Consider the following 22346-nt stretch of genomic DNA (forward strand, 5'->3'; position numbering starts at 1 on the left):
AGTTTTTTTGGGGTCAGAACACGCCGGTGAACGATCCGCCGTCGAGCAGGATGTTCTGGCCGTTGATGTAGCCCGCGTGCACGCTGCACAGGTAGGCACAGGTGTGGCCGAGTTCGCTGGGCTGGCCGATGCGGTGGGCCGGGTGTTTGGCCAGGCGCGCGGTGCGCACCTCGTCCACGGTCTTGCCTTCGCGCCTGGCCTGGGCGGCGAAGTTGCTTTCCAGGCGCGCGGTGTCGAAGGTGCCGGGCAGCAGGTTGTTGATGGTCACGCCGCGCGCCACGGTGGTGCGCGCCAGGCCCGAGACGAAGCCGGTGAGGCCGCTGCGCGCGCCGGTGGACAGGCCCAGGCCGTCCAGTGGCGATTTCACGGCGCTGGAGGTGAGGTTGATGATGCGGCCCCATCCCCGGGCCATCATGCCGTCCACGGTGGCCTTGATGAGTTCGATCGGCGCGAGCATGTTGGCGTCGATGGCCTTGTGCCAGGTTTCCTTGTCCCAGGTGCGGAAGTCGCCCGGCGGTGGGCCGCCCGCGTTGGTGACGAGGATGTCGAAATCGGGGTGCGCGGCGAAGATGCGCGCACGGCCTTCGTCGGTGGTCACGTCGGCGGCGACGTAGCTCACCTGGCCCGTGCCATGCGCGGCCAGGCGTTCGGCGGCTTCGCGCAGCGGGCCTTCGGTGCGTGCGGCGATCACCACGTGCACGCCGTCTTTCACCAGCGCCTCGGCGCAGGCGTAGCCCAGCCCCGAACTCGCGCCGCACACGAGTGCTTTCTTGCCGGCAATGCCCAGGTCCATGGTGGTTCAGCTTTCAGTAGAGAGGAGGGGTTGGGCTTCGCGAAGGTCCACGTCGAGCCGGGCCCAGGCGTCGATCTCGACGCGCAGTTCCGGGAACACGAGGGCCTTCACGGCCACCAGTGTGGAGCACGGCGTGTGCTCGCCAAAAAAATCGCGCCGCGCGCGACCGACCTCGTCCTTGTCGGCAATGTCGGTCAGGTAGACCACGGTCTTGATGAGGTTGTGCCGGTGGCCGCCCGCGGCGACCACCAGGGCTTCGAGCTTCCTGAGCACCACGATGGTCTGCTCGTAGGCGCCCAGCGGTTCACCGCGCTCGGCGGCCTGGCGCGTGGCGGGGTGGCCGGTCATGCCCGAGACCACCACCTCCTGCCCGATGCGGTAGCCGTTGGTCCAGCTCGCGGTGGGCAGGTCGGGCACCTGGGTGCAGCGGATTTTTTCGGCGATAGTCGCCATCACTGGCCTCCGGCGCGCACGCGTTCGATGATGCGTTCGCGCACCGGCACGAAGTCGTAGGTGGGGTAGCACTCGGTCTGGAAGACGCCCCAGGCGGAGCGCTCCAGTTCGAGGTTGACCCGGCCCAGCAGGTGCGGCGGCACTTCGAGCGTGACGATCTGGCCCAGGCCCATGGCCACGGTCCACGACACCACGCGCGTGCCTTCCACCGGGAAGCGCTCCCACCATTCGCTGGCCTTGAGCTTGGCCTGCACGTCGTCCAGCGTGAGGCCGGCGTGGTGTTTCAGCACGATGGTGATGAGCACATTGCCTTCGCTCATGGCGCTCACTCCACGGTGATGTTGCGTTCCTTGATGACCTTGCCCCAGCGCGCGGTCTCGTCGCGAATGTGCTTGTCGAAGGCGGCGGTGCGGATGTCCCAGGAGGTCAGGCCCTGGCCCTTGAGCTGTTCCTGCACGGCGGGCTGGCCCAGGATCTCGGCCGCGTCCTTGGCCAGCTGTGCCACCACGTCGGCGGGCGTGCCGGCGGGCGCGAGCAGGCCGTACCAGGAGGGCACCACCACGCCCGGAACGCCTTCTTCGGCCAGCGTCGGGATTTCAGGCGCCGTGGGGGTGCGCGCGCTGTCGGTCAGGGCGATGGCCACCAGCTTGCCGCTGCGGATGTGCGGCAGCACCGTGGGCAGGTTGCTGAAAGTCAGCGGCACCACGCCGCCGAGCACGTCGTTGATGGCCGGGGGCGTGCCCTTGTAGGCGATGTGCAGGATGTCCACGTTGGCCTGCGACTTGAACAGCTCGCCCGCGAGGTGCAGGCCGCTGCCCACGCCGGGCGAGGCGTACGACAGGGTGTCGGGCTTGGCCTTGGCCTGCGCGATCAGGTCGGCCACGGTCTTGATGCCGGTCTTCGTGTTGGTGACGATCACGTTGGGCGTTTTCGCCAGCATGGCCACGGGCACGAAGTCCTTCTGGATGTCGAAGGGGAACTTCGGCATCAGCGTGGGGTTGATGGTGAGGTTGCCGGCCGGAATCACCAGCAGGGTGTGGCCGTCGGGCTTGCCGCGCTTGACGCGCTCCATGCCGATGTTGCCGGCCGCGCCGGGTGCGTTGTCGACCACGGCCACCTGGTTGTAGCGCTTGCCCAGGCCGTCGGCCAGGATGCGGGCGAGCACGTCGATGGGGCCGCCCGCAGGGAACGGGGCCACGAGCGTGAATTTGTCGGACGCCAGCTGCTTCTCGGCGGCGGTCTGTGCGTGGGCGGTGGTGCCCAGCAGGGCGAGCAGCGAGGTGAGGGCGAGGAGGGTGCGGCGATGTGTCATGGAAAAACTCTCAACGGTTCAAAGAAACAGGATGGTGCGCCCGGTGCCGGGCGCCTGCGGCTCACGCAAGATGCGTGCAAAGCACGCGTGCGCGACGCCCTGTCAGTCCATCGTGATGTTGCGTGCCTTGATCACCTTGGCCCAGTTGGCCGTCTCGGTGCGGATGTGCGCATCGAAGGCGGCGGGTTTCATCGTCCACTCGGTCATGCCCTGGGCCTTGAGCGTGTCGCGCACATGCGGCTGCGCCAGGATCTCGACCATGTCTTTCGCGAGTTGATCGACCACGTTGGCCGGCGTGCCCGCGGGCGCGAGCAGGCCGTACCACGAGGGCACCACCACGCCGGGCACGCCTTGTTCGGCCAGGGTGGGGATGTCGGGCGCGTTGGGGGTGCGCGCGCGGTCGGCCAGGCCCAGCGCCACGAGGCGGCCGCTTTCCAGGTGCGGCAGCATGGTGGGCAGGTTGCCGAACATCAGGGGCACGGTGCCCGCCATCAGGTCGTTGATGGCGGGCGTCGAGCCCTTGTAGGCCACGTGCTGGATGTCGATGTCGGCCTGGTCCTTGAACAGTTCACCTGCGATGTGCAGGCCGCTGCCGATGCCGGTCGAGGCGTAGAACAGCGTGCCGGGCTTGGCCTTGGCCGCCTTGATCACGTCGGCCACGTTCTTGAAGCCGCTCTTGGGGTGGGTCACCAGCACGTTGGGCGTGGTGGCCAGCATGGTGACAGCCACGAAGTCCTTCTGCACGTCGAAGGGGAACTTCGGCATCAGCGTGGGGTTGATGGTGAGGTTGCCAGCGGGGATCACCAGCAGGTTGTGGCCGTCGGCCTTGGCGCGCTTGATCTTGCCCATGCCAATGGTGCCGGCGCCACCGGGGGCGTTTTCCACGATGGCGCTCTGGTTGTAGCGCTTGGCCAGGCCGTCGGCCAGCAGGCGGGCCAGCGCATCGATGGCGCCACCGGCGGGGAAGGGCGCGACCAGGGTGAACTTGTCGGACGCCAGTTGTTTTTCGGCCGCGGTCTGGGCTTGCGCGGTTCCCATGAGAGCGAACAGCGAGGCGAGGGCGAGAAGGGTGCGGCGGCTTGTCATGTCGAGAGAAGGTTGCAAGGTTGAAAAAAGAAAATCAGCTGGTCGCCCAGGGCATGGGCGATTCGTTCAGGCCCCAATAGAAGCTCTTCTGGCTGGTGTATTCGAGGATGCCCAGGCGGCCCTTCTCCTGGCCGTAGCCGCTCATCTTCACGCCGGTGAAAGGCGTGCTGATGGAGAAGACCTTGTAGGTGTTGATCCACACGGTGCCGGTCTGCAGCGCGCGCCCGATGCGCCAGGCGCTCTTGAAGTCGCGCGTCCAGATGCCCGAGGCCAGGCCGAACATGTTGTCGTTGCACTGCGCGATCAGGTCGTCCTCGTCCTTCCACGGCAGCAAGGCCAGCACCGGGCCGAAGATCTCTTCCTGGCACATGCGCGCGCTGTTGGGCAGGCCTTCGAAGATGGTGGGCAGGTAGTAGCTGCCGCCGTCGTAGAAACTGCCCGTGGGGCGTTCCCCGCCGCACAGCACCGTGCCGCCTTCGTCGCGGCCCAGCTGCACGTACTTCTCCACCGAGGCGCGGTGGCCCAGGTTCACCAGCGGGCCCATCTGCGTCTCTTCCCTGGACGGGTCGCCCACGCGCAGCTTCTTCACGCCTTCGAGCAGGCGGGCCTTGAACTCGTCGTAGACGCTCTCGTGCACGAAGGCGCGCGAGCCGGCGATGCAGGATTCGCCCGAGGAGCTGAAGATGCCGTAGAGCACGCCGGCCACGGCGTGGTCCAGGTCCGCGTCGGGCATGACGATGGTGGGGGACTTGCCGCCCAGCTCCAGCGAGGTCGGCATGAGCTTCTCGGCCGCCAGGCGCTGGATACCCATGCCCACGGTGGTGCCGCCGGTGAAGGCGATGCGCTTGATCAGCGGGTGCTTCACAAGCGCGTCGCCCACGATGCTGCCCTTGCCCGGCAGCACGCTGATGATGCCGGCGGGCACACCGGCCTGCTCGGCGATCCTGGCCAGCTCCAGGGCCATGCGCGGGGTGATCTCGGCCGGCTTGAAGACCATGGCGCAGCCGGCGGCGAGGGCCGGGGCGAGCTTCTGGGCCTCGCTGGCGATGGGGGAGTTCCAGGGCGTGATGGCACCGACCACACCGAGCGGTTCGTTCACGCTCATGCTGAGGTAGTCGCCGCGCGAGGGGGTGATGGTGTCTTCCCAGGTTTCGGCGGCGGCGCCGAAGAACTGGAAGGTGCCGGCGGCGCTGGCGACCAGGGCGCGGCATTCCTTGATGGGCTTGCCGTTGTCCAGGCGCTGGAGCTGGGCGAGTTCTTCGCCGCGCTCGCGGATGCCGTTGGCGATGCGGTAGAGGATGGCGGCGCGTTCGTGGTGCTTGAGCCTGGCCCAGGAAGGCTGCAGGCGGGCGCGTTCTGCGGCCTGCACGGCCTCGTCCACATCGGCGGCGGTGGCCGCGTGCAGGCGGGCCACGGTGCTGCCGTCGTGCGGGTATTCGGTGGTGTATTCCGGGCCCGAGGCGTCGCGCCATTGGCCTGCGAAGTAGCTTTGAAGTTTGTCGGTCATATCGTCACTGCCGAAGTGCGGTTGTTCAGGAAGCGCAGGGCGGAGAGCACCGTCAGCGCCGAGGTCTTGGGGTTGTCGGGCAGGGGCTTGCCGCGCATGGTGATGCGCATCTCGCCGAAGGCGCCGCGCACGTCGATCTCGTGGATGTTCTCGGTCACGGTCGGGTCGGCGATCAGGCGCACGCGGGTCGCGTCCAGCCCCAGGCCGGCGAGCGAGACGGTGGCGGCGACGTTGGCGTTCTTCGGGTACAGGTGGGCGGCTTCGCGCGCCGTGGCTTCGAGGATGACGGTGGGCTCGGTGATCGCGCCCAGGTCCGCCACCTGTTCGGCGGGGGTGCCGCGCCAGCCTTGGGGCGGCTTGCGGCCGGTGTAGGTGACGCTGTCCAGGCCGGCCAGGCGGGCCGAGGCGATGGCGTCGATGCCGCCGATGGCGCCGGCCAGCAGGTGCACCCGCGTGCCGCCGCGTTGCGCGGCCTCGGCCAGCTGCTCGGGCAGGCCGTCTTCGGACAGCGCGCCGATGGACAGCACGGCGCATTCGATGCCGCGCTCCAGCGCGGGCAGCACGTGGCTGCCGATGGCGGCGTGGCCCGCGCATTCCAGCAGCAGGGTGGTCTCGGGCGGCACCTCGGTGCACACGGTCGCGGCCGTGCCGAGCGCGGCTTGCGCCTCGGCGACGTGGCTCTCGGACAGCACCACGTGCGTGATGCGCACCGTGGGGTGGCCGGCCATGCGCGCGAACAGCGTGCGGCCGATGGCGCCGTAACCGATCAGCGTGACCTGCTGAAAACTCATGTCGTCTCTTCCTTCTTCTTCGGGGGGCCGGCGAACTTCACGGCAAACGGGCCCCAGGCGTTCATGTCCACTTCCACCACCACCGGGCCGCTGGCGTGGGCCAGGGCTTTCTGCAGCGTGTCCTTGGCGGCGGCCGGGTCGGCCAGCTTGTGGTGCGGCACCTGCAGGCTGGCGCAGAGCTGCGCGAAGTCGGGCGTGTGCAGTTCCACGTAGGCGTGGCGGCTGCCGTAGATGTCGTCCTGGATGTTCTTGATGACGCCGTAGCGCTGGTCGTTCATGACGACGAAGACCACGTTGGCCTTCTCCTGCGCGGCGCAGGCGAGCTCGCCCACGTTGAGCATGAAACCGCCGTCGCCGCAGAGCGAGATGGTGCGGCGGCCCAGCGCGTGTTCGGCATCGGCCACGGCCGCGCCCACGCCCATGGCCAGGCCCTGGCCGATGCCGCCGCCCAGGGCGTGCACGCCGGCGCGCGGGTGGTCCAGCACCGGGGCGCGGTTGCCCCACATGCTGTTGGAGAGCGTGATGTCGCGCACCCACCAGAGTTTCTTGCCGACCACCTCGGCCAGCGCGTTCTTGAGCTTGGCGTACTGGCCCAGCGTGCCGTCCACCAGCGAAGCGGCTTCGGCGCGCGTGCGCTTCACATCGGTCGCCAGCTGCGGGTCGATCTGCATGCGGCCTTCAAGCCGGTCGGCCAGTGCGTTGAGCGTGATCTCGGCGTCGCCGTGCACGAACAGTTCGCTGCTGTAGCCTCGGCCGTCGGTGAGGGGGTTGGCGTCGATGCGGTAGCGCGTGGCCGGCAGCTTGAGCTTGTAGTTCAGCGTCTCGTTGCTGCGCAGGCGCGTGCCGACCGAGAGGAACGCGTCCACGGTTTCGTAGAACTCTTCGGCGGGCTTCTGCAGGTTGTAGGAGCCCAGCGTGGCGGGGTGGTCTTCGGGCACGATGCCGCGGCCCTGCACGGAGGACACCACGGCCCAGCCCATGTTCACCAGCCGCATCGCGGCGGCGCTGGCGCCGCGCGCGCCACCACCCAGCCACAGCAGGGGGCGCCTGGCGCTGAGCAGGCGCTCGGCCAGCAGGTCCACGGCGGCCAGGTTGGGCTGCACCGGCGGCACGGCCAGGGGCGAGAGATCGGCCGGCAGGTCCAGCTTCATCTTCTGCACGTCGATCGGGATCTCGATGCTCACGGGGCCGCAGGGCGGGGTCTGCGCCAGGCGCACGGCCTCGCGCAGCGTGGCCAGGGCGGTCTCGGGGTTGCGGATGCGGAAGGCGTCCTTGCCCACGGCCTTGAGCATGGCCAGCTGGGCCGGGTGCTCGTGGATGTAGCCGAGGTCACGGTCCAGGAAGGGGGACTCGATCTGGCCGGTGAGGTGCAGCAGCGGCGTGCCGGCGGTGATGGCCTCGACCATCGCGCCCGCCGCGTTGCCGCAGCCGGTGCCGGTGCTGGTGACGCACACGCCCAGCGTGCCGCTCACGCGGGCATAGGCGTCGGCCATGTTGCACGCACCTGCCTCGCCGCGCGCCGAGACGAAACGGATCTTCTGGCGCGTGTGGAACGCGTCGAGGATGGGCATGTTGTGGATGGAGATCACGCCGAAGGCGGCGCGCACGCCGCACTGCTCCAGGAAGCGGGCGGCGAGTTCCCCCACGGTGATGCGTTGGTGAGAAGGGCTCATGCGACTTTCTTTTCGGTCGGTTTGGTTTGCCAGCCACCGCGGTTGGGCAGGTGGCTGATGCGTTCGGTGAGCTGGGCCGCGGCCTCGCGCACCTGGTTGACGAGAACTTCGAGTTCGCCGGGCTGCACCTGCTGCGCCGGCACGGTGATGCTGATGGCCGCCGAGACCTCGCCCCGGTCGTTGAAGACCGGTGCGGCGATGGTCGAGATGCCGGATTCGAATCCGCCCTGGCTCACGCCGTAGCCGTTGGCTCGGTCCTGGTCGATCAGCTGCTTGAGCTGCTCGACCGTGGCCGGTGTGCGGGGGGTGTACTTCGGCAGCTCGGGTTCGGGGTAGAGCTGGCGCAGGGCTTGCAGGTCGAGGTCGCTGAGCAGCAGGCGGCCCAGCACGGTGGCGTGGGCCGGCAGGCGCGCGCCGACCTGGATGGAATGGAACAGGGCGCTGCGCCCGGCCACCTTGGCGATGAAGACCACCTCGCGCGCGTCGCGCACCACCACATGGGCCGAGTAGCCGCACTGGTCGCGCAGCGCCTCGATGATGGGGCGGCCGTGCTCGGTGAGTTCCATGGAGGCCAGGAACTCGAAGCCCAGGCGCAGCACGGACAGGCCGAGCTTGTAGTAGGCGCCATCGCCCACGCGCTCGACGAAGCCGCCTTGCTCCAGCGTCTGCAGCATGCGGAACACCGAGGCGCGCGGCAGCTCGAGCCGGCGCGAGATTTCGGCACCGGTGAGTTCGCGCTCGTCGCGGTTGAACAGCATCAGCAGCTGCAGGCCGCGCATGAGCGCGGGCACGGTGTAGCGGTCGTCGTTTTTCTCGGTGGCCATGGTCTTCTCCTTGTTCAGTTGAGACCCAGCAGGGCGTTGACCGCGCCGGGGGCTTCCAGCGGGCACGCGTGGCCCGCAGAACCGAGATCATTCCATGCCACGCCGGCGGCCTGGGCCACGGCCTGGCAGGAGGCGGGGGTGGTGATGCCGTCGGCGGCGCCACTGGCCACCACCATCGGCAGGCGCAGCTGCTTCAGGTCGGTCGCCAGGGTGCCGTGGGCGAGCAGGCGCGCGGCCTGTGTGTAGCCGGCGGGAATCACCTGCGACATGCTTTCGCGCACGGCCTCGACCAGCTCGGGCGCCGCGCCGGGCGAGAGCATGGCCGCGCCGCGCGCCTGCGCCATGCCTTGCGGGCCCAGGCGCTCCAGCGTGGCCAGGCGGTCGCGCAGTTTCTGCTCGCGCACGGCCGCCTCGGCGTTGCCATACCCGCCGGCGGGCGAGAGCAGCACCAGGCGCTGCACGCGCGAAGGCGCCAGCAAGGCGGCCCGGCCGGCCATGAGCGCGCCCAGGGAGTGGCCCACGAGCGTGATGGGCGTCTGCACGCCCAGCGCATCGAGCCAGGCCCAGAGGCGCTCGGCGTAGTCGTCGGCGCGCGGCCAGTCGGCCTTCACCGGATCGCTGGTGCCGTAGCCCGGCGCATCCCAGGCCAGCACGCGCACGGGCTTGCCCGCCGCGGCCTCGAGCTGGCGCACCCAGCTGCCCGAGGCCGAGCCGATGCCGTGCAGCAGCGCGTGCGTCACGTCCTTGGCCGATCCCGCCTCGCGGTAGGACAGCCGCGCGCCATCCGCCAGCGCAATGCTGCGCAGCGGGTGGGCGGCCAGGGCTTGAAGAGGCGTCATGTCAGCGTGAAGGGAAGTTGATCCAGAAACACCGTGGAACCGGCTTTGCCGGGCCGCTGGTGTTGCCCCCTGGGGGGGTGACGCGCAGCGGCGCGGGGGGAGTCACCGTTTGATTTTTGCGAGGGGAGAATCGGGCGGGTAGGTCGGGGTGATGGGCTTGGGCGAACCCAGCATCACGCACATCAGCGCGTCCTCGTCACCGACGTTGTGCTCTTCGCGGTACACGCCGGGCGGCACCGAGATCAGGTCGCGCTCGCCGACGATGGTTTCCCAGCGCTCGCCGTCCTTCTCGCAGACCACCTTCATGGCGCCGCGCATGACGAAGAAGATTTCTTCCACGTCGTAGTGGATGTGCGAGGGGCCGATGTTGCCGGCCGGGATCACCATGGTGGAGAAGGTGAAGTGCGCGGCGGGCACGGTGTTGGTGTCCTTGTTCACGCCGGTGCCGCCAGTGCCCACGTAGCGCATCTGCGCGCGGCGGTACTTGGGGTCGTAGTCGGCCTGGAACTTCAGCGCGTCCCAGTCGTAGCTGCGCGTGCTCTTGCGTGCCACGCGGGTTTCCATCCACTGCGCGAAGCTCTGGCCTTCCTGGCGCATCATCACGCGCTGCGTCTCGGCCTCGGGCGGGATGTTGGGGTCCATCAGGCCGCGTTCGTTGAACACCGGCGCGTTGGCCGCTGCGGGTTTGGTGATGGTGGCTGTGCTCATTCGTTTTCTCCTTTTCAGTTCATCGTGAAGCCGCCGTTGACGGGCAGCAGCTGACCGGTAATGAAGCCGCTGGCCTGTGTCAGCAGGAACAGGGCGGCGGCGTTGACGTCTTCGGGGATCTGCGGCCGCTGGATGGCGCGGCCCTTGAGGTAGTGCTCGTGCCGCTCCTGCGGCACGTAGGCGGTGGCTTCGACCAGCGTGAGGCCGGGCGCGATGGCGTTGACGGTGGTGCCGTCCTCGCCCATCTCGCGCGCCAGCGAGCGGGTCATGGCGATCACCGCGCCCTTGCTTGCCACGTAGGCCAGCAGGCGGGGCGCGCCCCAGAGCGCGGTGTCGGAGGCGATGTTGACCACGCGGCCACCACCGGCGGCGGCCAGGTGGGGGCGCGCGGCGGCGGTGACGAGCCAGGTGCCGCGCACGTTCACGTCCATCACCAGGTCCCAGGTCTCGGGGCTGAGTTCGCCCATGCCCTTGCCGCCGGAGTTGGTGATGGCCGCGTTGTTGATCAGGCCGTCGAGGCCGCCCAGCCATTGCGCGGCGGCGTCCACACCGGCGCGCACGCTGGCCGCGTCGAGCAGGTCCAGCGGCACGTAGTGCGCGTTCGGGCCGAGGTCTTTCGCGAGCTGTTGCCCGGCCTCGTGCAGCACGTCGCTGATGACGACGCGCGCGCCGGCCTGCACCAGCGACTGGGCGAAGCTCGCGCCGAGGCCGCGGGCAGCGCCCGTGACGAGCACGCGGCGGCCGGTGAGCTGGATTTCGTTGTGCATGGTCTTCGTCTCAGTTTTTGCTGCGCTGCGCACGCGGCAACGCGACCAGGGGCATCCAGGGTCCGGCTCCGCCGGCCCGAGATGCCGTCCCCCCTCCCAGCGCCGAAGGCGCGCCAGAGAGGAGGGAAGCCGCGCAGCGGCGCAGGGGGGTGTTCATGTCAGGCCACGCGCCGCTCGGCGCTGGGGAGGTAATGGAGCACGCGTTTCTCGGCGATCACCACGGCGTAGTAGGCGACGATGCCGATCACGGTGAGCGCGCCGATGACCACGAACACACCAGCGGTGTTGCCCTGGCCTTCGAAGAACACCAGCATGTAGCCCAGGCCCATGTTGCCGCCCACGAGTTCGCCGACCACCACACCGATCACCGCCAGCGTGCTGGCGATGCGCAGGCCCGAGAACAGGGGCGGCAGCGTAGTGGGGAACTCGACCATGCGGAACACCTGCAGCCGGGTGGCGGAGAAGGAGCGCGCGAGGTTGATGAGGTCGTGGTCCATGGTGCGCATGGCCGAGAGCACGTTGATGAGCACCGGGAAGAACACGATCAGCACGGCCACCAGGATCTTGGGGTACATGGTGTAGCCCAGCCACATCACGAACAGGGGGGCGAACGCCACCTTGGGCGCGATCTGCAGCGCCAGCAGGTAGGGTGAGAGCACGGCTTCCACCTTGGGCGAGAGGCCCAGGGCGTAGCCGATCAGCGCGCCCAGCAGCGAACCCAGGATGAAGCCGATGACGACTTCCAGGCCGGTGATGCCGGCGTGCCAGAGCAGGCGTTCGGTGCCCCAGATGCGAACCGCTTCCTCCCACACGCGGGAGAAGGGCGGCAGCACGAATTCCGGCACGCCCAGCAGGCCGGGAACGTATTCCCAGACCGCCATGAACACCACCAGGACCAGCAGGCTCCAGAGCGCTGTGCTGTAGCGCTGCAGTACGTCTTTCATGTCGCGACTCTCAGATGCGGGAAGGGAAGGGAAGGGCGGCGCGACTCACTTGGCCGTCACGAACTGGTTGGTGTAGAGCTCCTTGACCGGGGTCTCCTTGGGCACCACACCGTTGGTGACGTAGAACTTCTGCAGCTCGGCCAGGCGGGCCTCGTCCATCGTGCCGGGCACCTTCTGCGCGGCGTAGACGTACTTGTTGAAGAGTTCGAAGGCCTTCTGGATGCTGGCTTCCTTGCCCTTGTGCACCGGCACGTGCGCCACGTAAGCGGTGGTGGCGGCCTTGGGGTCGGCCATGATGTCCTTCATGCCCTTGAGCGTGGCGCGCACCAGCTTCTGGATCAGCTGCGGGTTCTTGGCGATGGTCTCGTCGGAGGCGAGGATGGCCTGGGCCATGCTCTTGAAGTAGATGTCGGCGGGCAGGATGTCGACCTGCGCACCGGCCTCCATCGCGCTCACCGTCCAGTCGGGCACGCCGGCCATGGCCGAGGCCTTCTTGGCGGCGAACTGCTGCCACACGCCCGCGGGGCCGGCGGCCTGGATGTTGACGTCGTTCTTGGTCAGGCCGACCTTGCTGAGCATGCCCAGCAGGGCGTAGTAGGTGGTGTCGGTGTAGGCCAGGACGGTGACGGTCTTGCCCTTGAGTTCGCGCGGGCTCTCGATCTTCTCGTCCTTGTGGCTCACGAGCTGGGTGAGCGAACCGGCGCCGAGCACGGCCACGGCCTTGACGGGGATGCCCTGGGCGCGGGCGATGATGGGGGTGTCGCCGATGGCGCCGCCGATGACGGCGTTGCCGGCACCGATCTGCTTGGCCACGTCCACGCCGCCGCGCGCGGTGACGAAGTTGACCTTGAGGCCTTCCTGCTCGTAGTAGCCCTTGGCCTGGGCCAGCATCCAGGGGCCGAAGGCCGGCAGCGTGCCCGGCGCGGGCAGCAGGTAGGTGATCTCCTGCAACTGGGCATGGGCCGCCAGGGGCGCGACCAGCGCCGCGGTGGCAAGCAGGCTCAGGCAGGCACGGCGGGTTCCGTTGAAAGCGCGGGTCATCTTCATGGCAACTCCAGGGGGACGGTGGATGGGAGGCGGGATTCGTGAAGGGTCAGTGCACGTCGGTCTGCGCGTCGAGCTTGAGCAGGTCCATCAGGCGCGAGACGTAGTCGCCCACGGCGGGGTGCTTGCGGCGCGCCATCGGGTTGTCGCGGCCGGGGATGTCGACCACGATCTCTTCGACGATGGTGCCGGGGCGCTCGCTCATGACCAGGATGCGGTCGGACAGCGCGACGGCTTCGGCCAGGTCGTGGGTGATGAAGAGCACGGTCTTCTTGTGCTCGGCCACGGTGCGCGCCAGGTCCTGCTGCAGGATCATCTTGGTCTGTGCGTCAAGGGCGGAGAAGGGCTCGTCCATCAGCAGCACGATCGGATCGACCGCGAGCGTGCGCGCCATGGCGGCGCGCTGGCGCATGCCGCCGGAGAGCTGGTGCGGGTAGCTGTTGCCGAAGCCCTTGAGGTGGCACTGGGCCAGCAGCTTCTCGGAGATGGCGGCGCGGTCGGCGGCGCGCACGCCGCGCAACTCCAGGCCGAACTCGACGTTCTGCGAAATCGTGCGCCAGGGCATGAGCAGGTCCTTCTGCAACATGAAGGCGACGTGCTTGTTGGGGCCGGTGACCACTTCTCCGTTGACCTTGACCGTGCCGGCCGAGGCCTTGGCCAGGCCCGAGCCCATGTTGAGCAGCGTGCTCTTGCCGCAGCCCGAAGGGCCGATCAGGGACACCACCTCGCCCGGCTGGATGGACAGCGTCACGTTGCGCGCGGCGATCACTTCCGGGTTCTTGCCCCGCGCGGGAAAGCGCTTGTCCACCCCGATGAATTCGATCGCGGGATGCAAACCGCCGCTGGTCGGGGCGGTTGCGCGGGAGCCGTGAAGTGCGTCGTTCATGGGGACCTGCGGGTGGGTTAGAGTGTTTTGTATATGAAACATTGATTCATTACGGAATCAATGCTAGGGCCGTTGCCCCGCTTTGTCTGCAAAAACCTACTAACGCCGCGGGGTATTGGCGTGGTGGGCCGGACGGCCTTGAACCCGTGGGACGGCGCGCCTGGGAGAGGGGCCGCCGTCTATGGCCTAATAGCGGCTTTTGCAATCTCTCTCAGGAACCAGCCATGGGCAACAAAATCGTCACCGAAGCCGACCGCAAAGCCACTCCCCGTCCGAAGCCCGTCGCTGGCGTCACCCTGACCACGCCCGGCCGTGGCCAGCGCGTGAGCCTGGAGCGCGGCGTGGCCACGCGCAGCAAGAAGAACCCGGGCAAGCGCTCGAAGAAGGGCGGCTGATCGCCCCCTGGCCTACCCGGCCAGGCACCCGCCGGAAGGCCCGCATCGCGGGCCTTTTTGTTTTTTCGGCGCGGCTTTTTGGCCCTCTCGCGCTCGCGGGCTTTTTTGAAGCCAAGACAAATATTGCCTAGGCATGTATATTCGCGGCATGCCTCGCACCAAACCGACCCCCGCCTTCTACGACGGACACAACTTCACGCCCGACCAGAGCGTGGGGTACCTCATGAAGCGCGTGATGATGTCCATCGTCTACCAGGCCGACAAGCGCCTGTGCCTGCACGACCTCACCACCGCGCAGTGGGGTCCGCTGATGAAGCTGCGCATGCAGGGCACGGCCACCGTGGCCGAGCTCGCGCGCTGGTCGCAGATCGACGCCGGTGCCATGACGCGACTGCTCGACCGCCTGGAGAAGAAGGGCTTGTGCACGCGTGTGCGCTCCACCGAAGACCGCCGCGTGGTGGTGGTGGAACTCACGCCCGAGGGCAAAGCCGCGATGGAACACGTGCCCGAGGTGCTGGCCGATGTGATGAACCAGCACCTGGCCGGTTTCAGCAAGACCGAGTGGCAGGCGCTGCTGGGTTACCTGCGCCGCATGGTCGAGACGGGCGAGGCGCTGAAGGACTCCGGTTGACGGATCGCTTGTGAACGCCCGCCTCATCGACTTGTTGATCCCATTACTTGCCTAAGCAAATGAAGCCCTATCAAATATTCCCCGCACGCCGCACGGTGGCCACCCTGAGCACCCTGGCCCTGGCCGCCGTGCTCGCGGCCTGCGCCAGCAGCGCGGGCATTCAATCGCAATCCACGGTGCTGGAACCGCAGGCTGTTGGCCTGGCGCAGCCTGCCGGCAGCGGCGCGGCCACCGCCGAACCGGTGCCCGCCGACTGGTGGCGCGGCTGGGGCGATGCGTCCCTGACCCAGGTGATCGACCAAGCCCTGCAGGCCCAGCCTTCGCTGAGGGTGGCCGAGGCCCGCCTGCGGCGCGCCCAGGCCGCCACGGCCGGCGAAGAGGCCAACGACGGCCTGAAGATCAACGGCAGTGCCGACGCCACGCGCCAGCACTTCAGCGCCAACAGCATCTACCCGGCGCCGCTGGGCGGCTCCACGCGCACGCTGGCGAACGCGCAGATCGCCGGCAGCTGGGAGTTCGACTTCTTCGGCCTGCACCGCTCCGCGATCGAAGCCGCCGTGGGCAGCGAGCGCGCCGCCGCCGCCGACCTGCAGGCCGCGCGCAACGTGCTGGCCAGCAACGTGGCGCAGACCTATGTGCAGCTCGGCCGCCTGCTCGCGCAGCGCGAGGTGGCGCAGCAGGCGTTGACCCAGCGCGAGCAGATGCTGGGCCTGATCCGCCAGCGCGTGGACGCCGGGCTGGACACGCGCGTGGAGCTCAAGCAGGGCGAGGGTGCGCTGCCCGACGCGCGCGTGCAGATCGAGCAGCTGGACGAACAGATCGTGGCCACGCGCCACGCCCTGGCCGCGCTCGCGGCCCTGCCGCCGTCCAGCTACGACCAGTTGAAACCCGACCTGCAGGCCCTGCGCACCCTGGCGTTGCCCGAGGTGCTGCCGGCCGACCTGCTGGGTCGCCGCCCCGACATCACCGCCGCGCGCTGGCGCATGGAGGCGGCCACCAAGGGCGTGGACGTGTCCAAGGCGCAGTTCTATCCCAACGTGAGCCTCACCGCCTTCGTGGGCCTGTCCAGCATCGGGCTGGACCGCCTGGTGGACTCGGGCAGCCAGCACTACGGCATCGGCCCTGCGATCCACCTGCCGATCTTCGACGCCGGCCGCCTGCGCGCGCAGCTGCGCACCCGCACCGCCGACCTCGACGCCGCGGTGGAAAGCTACAACGGCGCGGTGCTCGAAGCCGTGCGCGAGACCGCCGACCAGCTCAACGCCCGCCAGTCGCTGGAGCGCCAGCGCGAGCAGCAGGCGCAGGCGCGCAGCGCCGCCGAGGCGGCCTACGACATCGCCACCCAGCGCTACCGGGCGGGCCTGAGCGGCTACCTCACGGTGCTCAGCGCCGAGACCTCGCTGTTCAGCCAGCGGCGCCAGACCGTGGAGCTGCAGGCGCGCGCCCTGTCCACCCAGGTGGCGCTGGTGCGCGCCCTGGGCGGCGGCTTCGAGACCGACGCCCCGGCCTCGCACTGACTTCCTTTTTTCTCATCTTGCTCACCGACCAACGGAGCCCCTCATGACGACCCCTTCCGACACCACCGCACCGCAAGGCAACCCCGCCCGCAAGAAAGCCCTGACCGCCGTGAGCGCGGTCGTGCTCGCCGCCGGCCTGGGCTATGCCGCCTACTGGGCCCTGGTGCTCAACCACTTTGAGACCACCGACAACGCCTACGTGCAGGGCAACGTGGTGCAGATCACGCCGCAGGTGGCGGGCACCGTGGTGGCGATCAGCGCCAACGACAACGACCACGTGCAGGCCGGCCAGTGGCTGGTGCGCCTGGACCCGACGGACGCGAAGATCGCGCTCGAACAGGCCGAGGCCCAGCTGGCGCAGACCGTGCGCGAGGTGCGCACGCTGTACGCCAACAACCGCACCCAGGGCGCCCAGATCGCCCTGCGCGAAGCCGACCTGGCGCGCGCGCAGGCCGACCTGCAGCGCCTGCAGGACGACGTGGCGCGGCGCCAGCCGCTGGTGGCGTCCGGCGCCGTCGGCCAGGAAGAGTTCAAGCACGCGACGGCGCAGCTCGCCGCCGCGCGCAGCGCCACCGAGGCGGCCCGCGCGGCCGTGCTCGCCGCGAAGGAACAGCTGGCCTCGAACCAGACGCTGACCGAAGGCATCGCGGTGGACCAGCACCCCAGCGTGCTGCGCGCTTCGGCCCGCGTGCGCGAGGCCTATGTGGCGCTCAAGCGCGTCGAGCTGCAGGCGCCGGTGGCCGGCTACGTGGCGCGCCGCAACGTGCAGCTGGGCCAGCGCGTGCCGGCCGGTTCGCCGCTGCTGTCGGTGATCGCGCTCGACCAGGTCTGGGTGGACGCCAACTTCAAGGAAAGCCAGCTCAAGAACCTGCGGCTGGGCCAGCCGGTGGAGCTCAGCGCTGACGTGTACGGCAAGAACGTGAAATACCACGGCACCATCGAAGGCCTGGGCGCGGGCACCGGCGCGGCCTTCGCGCTCCTGCCGGCGCAGAACGCCACCGGCAACTGGATCAAGGTGGTGCAGCGCGTGCCGGTGCGCGTGCGCCTGGACGCCAGGGAACTGGTGGACCACCCGCTGCGCCTGGGCCTGTCGATGGAAGCCCGCGTGGACGTGAGCAAGACCGACGGCCGCATGCTGGCCGATGCGGCCGCCGCGCCGCAGGCGGTGCAGACCGCCGTGTTCGAACAGGACAACCGCGAAGCCGACACGCGCGTGCAACAGATCATCGGCCAGCACGGTGGTGGTGGGTCGCGCACGGCGGCCGCCACGCGGGCGCCCTCGGCCAAGCCTTCGGTGCCGGCCCTGCCGGCCGCCCCGGTGAGCACGGGCTCGGTGGCCCTGGCCCGCTGAACCGGCGCTGACCGCCATGGCCGACAGCCACGCTCTTCCCGCCTCGGGGGCCTTGCCCGCCGAGGCCCCACCGCCGGCGCGCGCGCCGAGCGCCTCGCCACCGGTGTTCGAGCCCCTCAAGGGCGCGCAGCTGGTGCTGGGCACGCTCGCCCTGTCGCTGGCCACGTTCATGAACGTGCTCGACACCTCGATCGCCAACGTGTCCATTCCCGCGATCGCGGGCGACATGGGCGTGAGCCCGGCGCAGGGCACCTGGGTCATCACCTCGTTCGCGGTGGCCAACGCCATCTCGGTGCCGCTCACCGGCTGGCTCACGCAGCGCTTCGGGCAGGTGCGCCTGTTCACCATGAGCGTGCTGCTGTTCGTGGTCGCCTCCTGGCTGTGCGGCCTGGCGCCCAACATCGGCCTGCTGATCGCGTTCCGCGTGCTGCAGGGCCTGGTGGCCGGCCCGATGATCCCGCTGTCGCAGACGCTGCTGCTGGCGAGCTACCCGCGCGCCAAGGCGGGCACCGCCATGGCCATGTGGGCCATGACCGTGCTGGTCGCGCCCGTGGCCGGGCCGCTGCTGGGTGGCTGGATCACCGACAACATCTCGTGGCCGTGGATCTTCTACATCAACATCCCGGTGGGCCTGGTGGCCGCCGCGCTCACCTGGTCCATCTACCGCAGCCGCGACCCCGGCCCGCGCCGCGTGCCGCTGGACGTGATCGGCCTGGTGCTGCTGGTGCTGTTCGTCGGCGCGATGCAGATCATGATCGACATGGGCAAGGAGCTGGACTGGTTCGAGTCGGGCGAGATCATCGCGCTGGCCGTGGTGGCGGTGGTGAGCTTCCTGTTCTTCCTGGCCTGGGAGCTGACCGACAAGCACCCCATCGTGGAGATCCGCCTGTTCGCGCGGCGCAACTTCGTCACCGGCACGCTCGCGCTGTCCATCGCCTACGGCCTGTTCTTCGGCAACGTGGTGCTGCTGCCGCTGTGGCTGCAGCAGCACATGGGCTACACGGCCACCTGGGCCGGCCTGGCGACGGCGCCGGTGGGCCTGCTGGCCATCGTGCTCTCGCCCTGGGTGGGCAAGAACGTGAGCCGCATCGACCCGCGCAAGCTCGCCACCGTGGCCTTCCTCGGCTTTGGCGCGGTGCTGTGGATGCGTTCGAACTTCAACACCCAGGCCGACTTCATGACCATCCTGATCCCCACGCTGTTGCAGGGGGCGGCCATGGCGTTCTTCTTCATTCCGCTGCAGGCCATCGTGTTCTCGGGCCTGCAGCCGCAGCAGACGCCGTCGGCCGCCGGTTTGTCCAACTTCGTGCGCATCACGGCCGGCGCGGTGGGCACCTCGCTGTTCACCACGCTGTGGGAAAGCCGGGCCTCGCTGCACCACTCACAACTGGTGGAGTCCATCCACACCGGCAACGCCACCGCCATGGCCACGCTGGACCAGCTCATGGGCAGCGGCTTGAGCCGCGAACAGGCGCTGGCGAACATCGACCGCATGATCAACCAGCAGGCCTTCACACTGGCGGTGACCGACCTGTTCTACCTCTCGGCAGCGCTGTTCTTCGTGCTGGTGGCGGTGATCTGGTTCTCCAAGCCGGTGCTCGGCGCGGCGGTGGACGCGGGCGGGGCGCACTAGAAGAGGCCCCCCCCTGCGCCGCTGCGCGGCTTCCCCCCTCTCTGGCGCGCCTTCGGCGCTTGGAGGGGGGACGGCACCTCGGGCCGGCGGAGCCGGACCCTCGGTGCCCTTGGAGGAGGCACCTCGTTGTCGGTGCCCTTGGATGAGGCACTTCGTTGTCGGTGCTGTGGGGTAGGGCGCTTCGTTTGTTGCCGCGCTACCATGCCCATGCACCCGCCGGGTGGTGCGTTCGCGGGAGTGATCACATGGGTTGGTTTTCCAAGAGCCAGGACGGCTTCTTTCTCAGCACGACCTTGCCCGAGGGCATCGAGCGGTCGCAGTACCTGGGCATCGTGCATGGCGAGGCCATCATCGGCGCCAATATCTTTCGCGACCTGTTTTCGTCGGTGCGCGACGTGGTGGGTGGGCGCGCCGGTGGCTACGAGCGCGCCCTCTCGGGCGCGCGCGACGCCGCCATGGAGGACCTCATGGAATCGGCGCGCGAGATGGGCGCCACCGGCGTGATCGGCATCGACTTCGATTACGAGGTGCTGGGCGAGACCAACGGGATGATGATGGTCGCGGTGAGCGGCACGGCGGTGAAGCTGTAATTTGGATATTTTGTTGATCAAAACGGCGTATTTTGTATGAAATACGATTCATGCCGACCTATGCTCAACCGCTTGACGACGACGCCCAATTGCTGGCGGAGCTGGGCATGCGACTGCGTCTGGCGAGGAAGCGCCGAGGGATGAGTGCCGAGAAGCTCGCCGAACTCGCGGGCATCACCCGCGTCACGCTCCATCGGCTGGAGGTGGGGGAGCCGGCGGCGGCCAGCCTGGGCACGCTCACCCGGGTGCTCGGGGCACTGGGGATGGCGAGCGATCTGACCTTGCTGGCCCGGGACGACCGTGTGGGGCATGGGTTGCGCGATGCCCGCCTGTTGGCACCGAAGCGGCCCCCGTTGCCGCGCCTGATCGCCTTGAAGGATCTGCCGTACCTGCGGACGGTGGCGGCATGGCACCTGCCCGATGAGGACACGAAGCTCACGCCGGAGGAGGTGTTCGGCCTGTACGAACGCAACTGGCGGCACATCGAGCCCGAGAAGATCGTCGGCAAGGAAGCGGCTGTGCTCAAGAAGCTGACGAACACGGTAGGCAAGGGGGTGCTGCTTGTTTGAGCGTGAGCACCACCAGCGCATCGCGGCGATTCTGGAGCGCCTGGACGTTCAGGTGCTGCTCAAGCGCGGACCGGTATGCCGACGACGCGATGATGAGCCGGGATCTCATCGACCTCTCGATGCTGGCGCACGACCACGTGCTGAACGCCGCTGGCGCGGCCAAGGCCCGGCGCGCCTACGGCAAAGGCATCGACAAGGCCTTCGCGCAGGGCAAGGAGCTTCTGCTGGAGCGGGACGGCCGTTTGTCCCGCTGCATGAAGGCCATGCGGATGCCTTCGCCTGAAGCGGATTGGCGAGAACGCCTCTCGCGCCTGTCGCTGGAGGCTTGAGGCTTTCGCTCAGGCGTCGATCTGCATCGCCGGCCGGGCCTGCACCTTGCCCAGCCAGGCCGCCACGTGCGGGTGCGAGCCCACCGGCGCGCCGATGTAGGCGCTGTAGCCGATCACCGAGCCCACGATCAGGTCCACCAGCGTGTAAGCCTGCCCCAGCATCCAGGGCTGGGCCGCCAGGCGCGCGTCGAGCAGCGCGAGCAAGTCGTCGAGCCCCTGGTGCGCCGAGGTGCCGTGCGCGTCGTCGGGCGTGCCCAGGTCGCGCGCGGCCTGCAGGCGCACCAGCTGCGCGCCGTAGGTCACGTACGCCCAGGTGCTCCACGCCATCGCCTGCAGGCGCTCGGGCGTGCCTTCGGCCGGCCACAGGCCCTTCTTCACGCCATAGGTTTCGCCCAGCCACATCTCGATCGCCACAGCCTCGAACATCGGCGCGCCGTCCACCGTCATGGTGGGCACCTTGCCGTTGGGGTTGAGGGCCAGGTAGTCGGGGCGGCGCTGTTCGCCTTTCGTGATGTCGATCTTCACGCGGTCGTGCTTCACGCCGAGTTCCGCGAGGGCGCAGGCGACCGGGGTGGCGCTGGACATGGGGTGCCAGTAGAGAACGATCTGGGACATGGTGGGCTCCTGAAAAGGCTTGAATGATCGGCCGACACCGCGTCGGCACGTGCCTGCAATGTCGCGCCTATTGCGGACAGATTCGGCCCTCGATCAGAGGTAGAGTGATGCCCATGCTTTCATCCTCTTCGCGGCTGCTGCGCGTGTTGTCCCTGCTGCAGACCCGCAGCCACTGGGCGGGTACTGAGCTGGCCGAGCGGCTGGAGGTGCATCCCCGCACCCTGCGCCGTGACATCGACCGACTGCGCCAGCTCGGCTACCCCATCCACGCCAGCAGCGGCGTGGCGGGTGGGTATGCGTTTCGCGCGGGCCAGTCGCTGCCGCCGCTGCTGCTGGACGACGAAGAGGCCCTGGCCGTGGCCATCGCGCTGCAGGTCGCCGCCTCGGGTACCGTGAGCGGGGTGGAAGAGAGCTCGCTGCGCGCCCTGGTGAAGCTGGAGCAGGTGATGCCCACCCGGCTGCGCCGCCGCACCGGCGCGCTGCGCTCGGCCATCGTGCCCTTGCAGCGCGGCGGACCGACCATCGACGCGGGGGTGCTGGCCCTGCTGGCCGTCGCCTGCCGCGACCAGTTGCAGGTGGGCTTCCACTACCGCGACATGCGCGGCCAGAGCAGCGTGCGCACGGTGGAGCCGCAAGGCCTGGTGCACACCGGCAGCCGTTGGTACCTGGTGGCCTGGGACCCCGCGCGCGACGACTGGCGCACCTTCCGCATCGACCGCGTGGAAGGCGCGCCAAGCACCGGCGCGCACTTCACGCCACGGGCCGCGCCGGCGGGCGACCTGCGCGCCTATGTCTCGGGCACGCTGGCGGGGGTGCAGCACGGCGACGAGGCGCGCGTGGTGCTGCACCGGCCCCGCGAGGCGATGGCGCGCATCATCCCGGCCTCGGCCGCCACGCTGGAGGCCATCGACGACACGCGCTGTCTCATGCGGTGTGGCGCCGGCCAACTGGATTCACTGGACTCGCTGGCCTACTGGCTCATGGCGATGGACGTGGACTTCGACGTGCTGGAGCCGCCCGCGCTGCACGAGCGCCTGCGCGCGGCCGGCGAGCGCCTGGCGCGCAACCTGGCCCGCGCGGGCCGCTGAT

The 22346-nt window shown here is 69.1% G+C and carries 25 protein-coding genes; 9 read left to right on the forward strand and 16 right to left on the reverse strand.

Features of this window, described 5'->3' with window-relative positions; translation table 11 throughout:
- Positions 1–13: 13 nt before the first annotated feature.
- The 15 genes from ACODTB_RS01145 to ACODTB_RS01215 all read right to left on the reverse strand — a co-directional run bounded on the left by ACODTB_RS01145 (position 14) and on the right by ACODTB_RS01215 (position 13627).
- On the reverse strand, positions 14–793 hold the full coding sequence (locus tag ACODTB_RS01145) for an SDR family oxidoreductase (protein ID WP_291121831.1): 780 nt from the start codon (positions 791–793) through the stop codon (positions 14–16).
- Between the two features lie 6 nt (positions 794–799).
- A complete protein-coding gene (locus tag ACODTB_RS01150) occupies positions 800–1246 on the reverse strand; it encodes a RidA family protein (protein WP_291121830.1) in 447 nt (148 codons plus the stop codon).
- Positions 1246–1566 (reverse strand): hypothetical protein, encoded by a 321-nt coding sequence (locus ACODTB_RS01155; protein ID WP_291121829.1) that lies wholly within the window; start codon positions 1564–1566, stop codon positions 1246–1248. Before ACODTB_RS01155 ends, ACODTB_RS01150 begins: the two co-directional genes overlap by 1 nt.
- Before the next feature lie 5 nt (positions 1567–1571).
- A complete protein-coding gene (locus ACODTB_RS01160; protein WP_291121828.1) occupies positions 1572–2558 on the reverse strand; it encodes a Bug family tripartite tricarboxylate transporter substrate binding protein in 987 nt (328 codons plus the stop codon).
- Between the two features lie 102 nt (positions 2559–2660).
- Positions 2661–3644, reverse strand: coding sequence for a Bug family tripartite tricarboxylate transporter substrate binding protein (locus ACODTB_RS01165; protein ID WP_291121835.1), 984 nt, complete (start codon positions 3642–3644; stop codon positions 2661–2663).
- Between the two features lie 34 nt (positions 3645–3678).
- Entirely contained in the window at positions 3679–5151 is a 1473-nt protein-coding gene (locus ACODTB_RS01170) for an aldehyde dehydrogenase (RefSeq protein ID WP_291121827.1), read from the reverse strand.
- The gene (locus tag ACODTB_RS01175) at positions 5148–5942 is read right to left on the reverse strand and encodes an aspartate dehydrogenase (protein ID WP_291121826.1); all 795 of its coding nucleotides are present in this window, start codon (positions 5940–5942) and stop codon (positions 5148–5150) included. The genes ACODTB_RS01170 and ACODTB_RS01175 overlap by 4 nt, the downstream gene beginning before the upstream one ends.
- Complete coding sequence (locus tag ACODTB_RS01180; RefSeq protein ID WP_488929049.1) at positions 5939–7615, reverse strand: thiamine pyrophosphate-binding protein; 1677 nt, start codon at positions 7613–7615, stop codon at positions 5939–5941. The genes ACODTB_RS01175 and ACODTB_RS01180 overlap by 4 nt, the downstream gene beginning before the upstream one ends.
- Positions 7612–8439, reverse strand: a complete 828-nt coding sequence (locus tag ACODTB_RS01185) for an IclR family transcriptional regulator (protein WP_291121824.1) — start codon at positions 8437–8439, stop codon at positions 7612–7614. The genes ACODTB_RS01180 and ACODTB_RS01185 overlap by 4 nt, the downstream gene beginning before the upstream one ends.
- Before the next feature lie 14 nt (positions 8440–8453).
- Positions 8454–9278 (reverse strand): alpha/beta fold hydrolase, encoded by an 825-nt coding sequence (locus tag ACODTB_RS01190; RefSeq protein WP_291121823.1) that lies wholly within the window; start codon positions 9276–9278, stop codon positions 8454–8456.
- 102 nt (positions 9279–9380) lie between these two features.
- Positions 9381–9878 carry a cupin domain-containing protein gene (locus ACODTB_RS01195; RefSeq protein WP_291121834.1) on the reverse strand — a complete coding sequence of 166 codons (498 nt, stop codon included), beginning with the start codon at positions 9876–9878 and terminating at the stop codon, positions 9381–9383.
- A gap of 122 nt (positions 9879–10000) precedes the next feature.
- Positions 10001–10753, reverse strand: coding sequence for an SDR family oxidoreductase (locus ACODTB_RS01200; protein ID WP_291121822.1), 753 nt, complete (start codon positions 10751–10753; stop codon positions 10001–10003).
- A gap of 158 nt (positions 10754–10911) precedes the next feature.
- Positions 10912–11697, reverse strand: a complete 786-nt coding sequence (locus ACODTB_RS01205; RefSeq protein WP_488929050.1) for an ABC transporter permease — start codon at positions 11695–11697, stop codon at positions 10912–10914.
- Positions 11698–11742: 45 nt separating this feature from the next.
- Positions 11743–12738 (reverse strand): ABC transporter substrate-binding protein, encoded by a 996-nt coding sequence (locus tag ACODTB_RS01210; protein ID WP_488929082.1) that lies wholly within the window; start codon positions 12736–12738, stop codon positions 11743–11745.
- 52 nt (positions 12739–12790) lie between these two features.
- A complete protein-coding gene (locus ACODTB_RS01215) occupies positions 12791–13627 on the reverse strand; it encodes an ABC transporter ATP-binding protein (protein ID WP_382320679.1) in 837 nt (278 codons plus the stop codon).
- Positions 13628–13851: 224 nt separating this feature from the next.
- On the opposite strand from ACODTB_RS01215, the gene ACODTB_RS01220 reads away from it, so the two are divergent.
- From ACODTB_RS01220 to ACODTB_RS01255, 8 genes are all read left to right on the forward strand, one after another.
- A complete protein-coding gene (locus ACODTB_RS01220) occupies positions 13852–14022 on the forward strand; it encodes a hypothetical protein (RefSeq protein WP_171020127.1) in 171 nt (56 codons plus the stop codon).
- A gap of 148 nt (positions 14023–14170) precedes the next feature.
- Entirely contained in the window at positions 14171–14653 is a 483-nt protein-coding gene (locus ACODTB_RS01225) for a MarR family winged helix-turn-helix transcriptional regulator (RefSeq protein ID WP_291120450.1), read from the forward strand.
- 59 nt (positions 14654–14712) lie between these two features.
- On the forward strand, positions 14713–16170 hold the full coding sequence (locus ACODTB_RS01230; RefSeq protein ID WP_291120452.1) for an efflux transporter outer membrane subunit: 1458 nt from the start codon (positions 14713–14715) through the stop codon (positions 16168–16170).
- A gap of 43 nt (positions 16171–16213) precedes the next feature.
- Positions 16214–17521: an EmrA/EmrK family multidrug efflux transporter periplasmic adaptor subunit gene (locus tag ACODTB_RS01235; RefSeq protein ID WP_488929051.1), complete on the forward strand. Its 1308-nt coding sequence runs from the start codon at positions 16214–16216 to the stop codon at positions 17519–17521.
- 16 nt (positions 17522–17537) lie between these two features.
- Positions 17538–19154, forward strand: coding sequence for a DHA2 family efflux MFS transporter permease subunit (locus ACODTB_RS01240; RefSeq protein ID WP_291120456.1), 1617 nt, complete (start codon positions 17538–17540; stop codon positions 19152–19154).
- Positions 19155–19399: 245 nt separating this feature from the next.
- On the forward strand, positions 19400–19744 hold the full coding sequence (locus tag ACODTB_RS01245; RefSeq protein WP_488929052.1) for a heavy metal-binding domain-containing protein: 345 nt from the start codon (positions 19400–19402) through the stop codon (positions 19742–19744).
- A 50-nt stretch (positions 19745–19794) separates the two neighbouring features.
- On the forward strand, positions 19795–20313 hold the full coding sequence (locus tag ACODTB_RS01250; protein WP_291116892.1) for a helix-turn-helix domain-containing protein: 519 nt from the start codon (positions 19795–19797) through the stop codon (positions 20311–20313).
- Between the two features lie 2 nt (positions 20314–20315).
- A complete protein-coding gene (locus ACODTB_RS01255; RefSeq protein WP_291116895.1) occupies positions 20316–20642 on the forward strand; it encodes a hypothetical protein in 327 nt (108 codons plus the stop codon).
- Positions 20643–20651: 9 nt separating this feature from the next.
- Here ACODTB_RS01255 and ACODTB_RS01260 read toward each other — a convergent pair whose 3' ends face one another.
- Entirely contained in the window at positions 20652–21257 is a 606-nt protein-coding gene (locus tag ACODTB_RS01260; protein WP_291116898.1) for a glutathione S-transferase family protein, read from the reverse strand.
- Between the two features lie 113 nt (positions 21258–21370).
- On the opposite strand from ACODTB_RS01260, the gene ACODTB_RS01265 reads away from it, so the two are divergent.
- Positions 21371–22345 (forward strand): helix-turn-helix transcriptional regulator, encoded by a 975-nt coding sequence (locus ACODTB_RS01265; RefSeq protein ID WP_291116900.1) that lies wholly within the window; start codon positions 21371–21373, stop codon positions 22343–22345.
- The last annotated feature ends 1 nt before the right edge of the window (position 22346 follow it).

This window comes from Hydrogenophaga sp. FG152, from assembly GCF_057809615.1.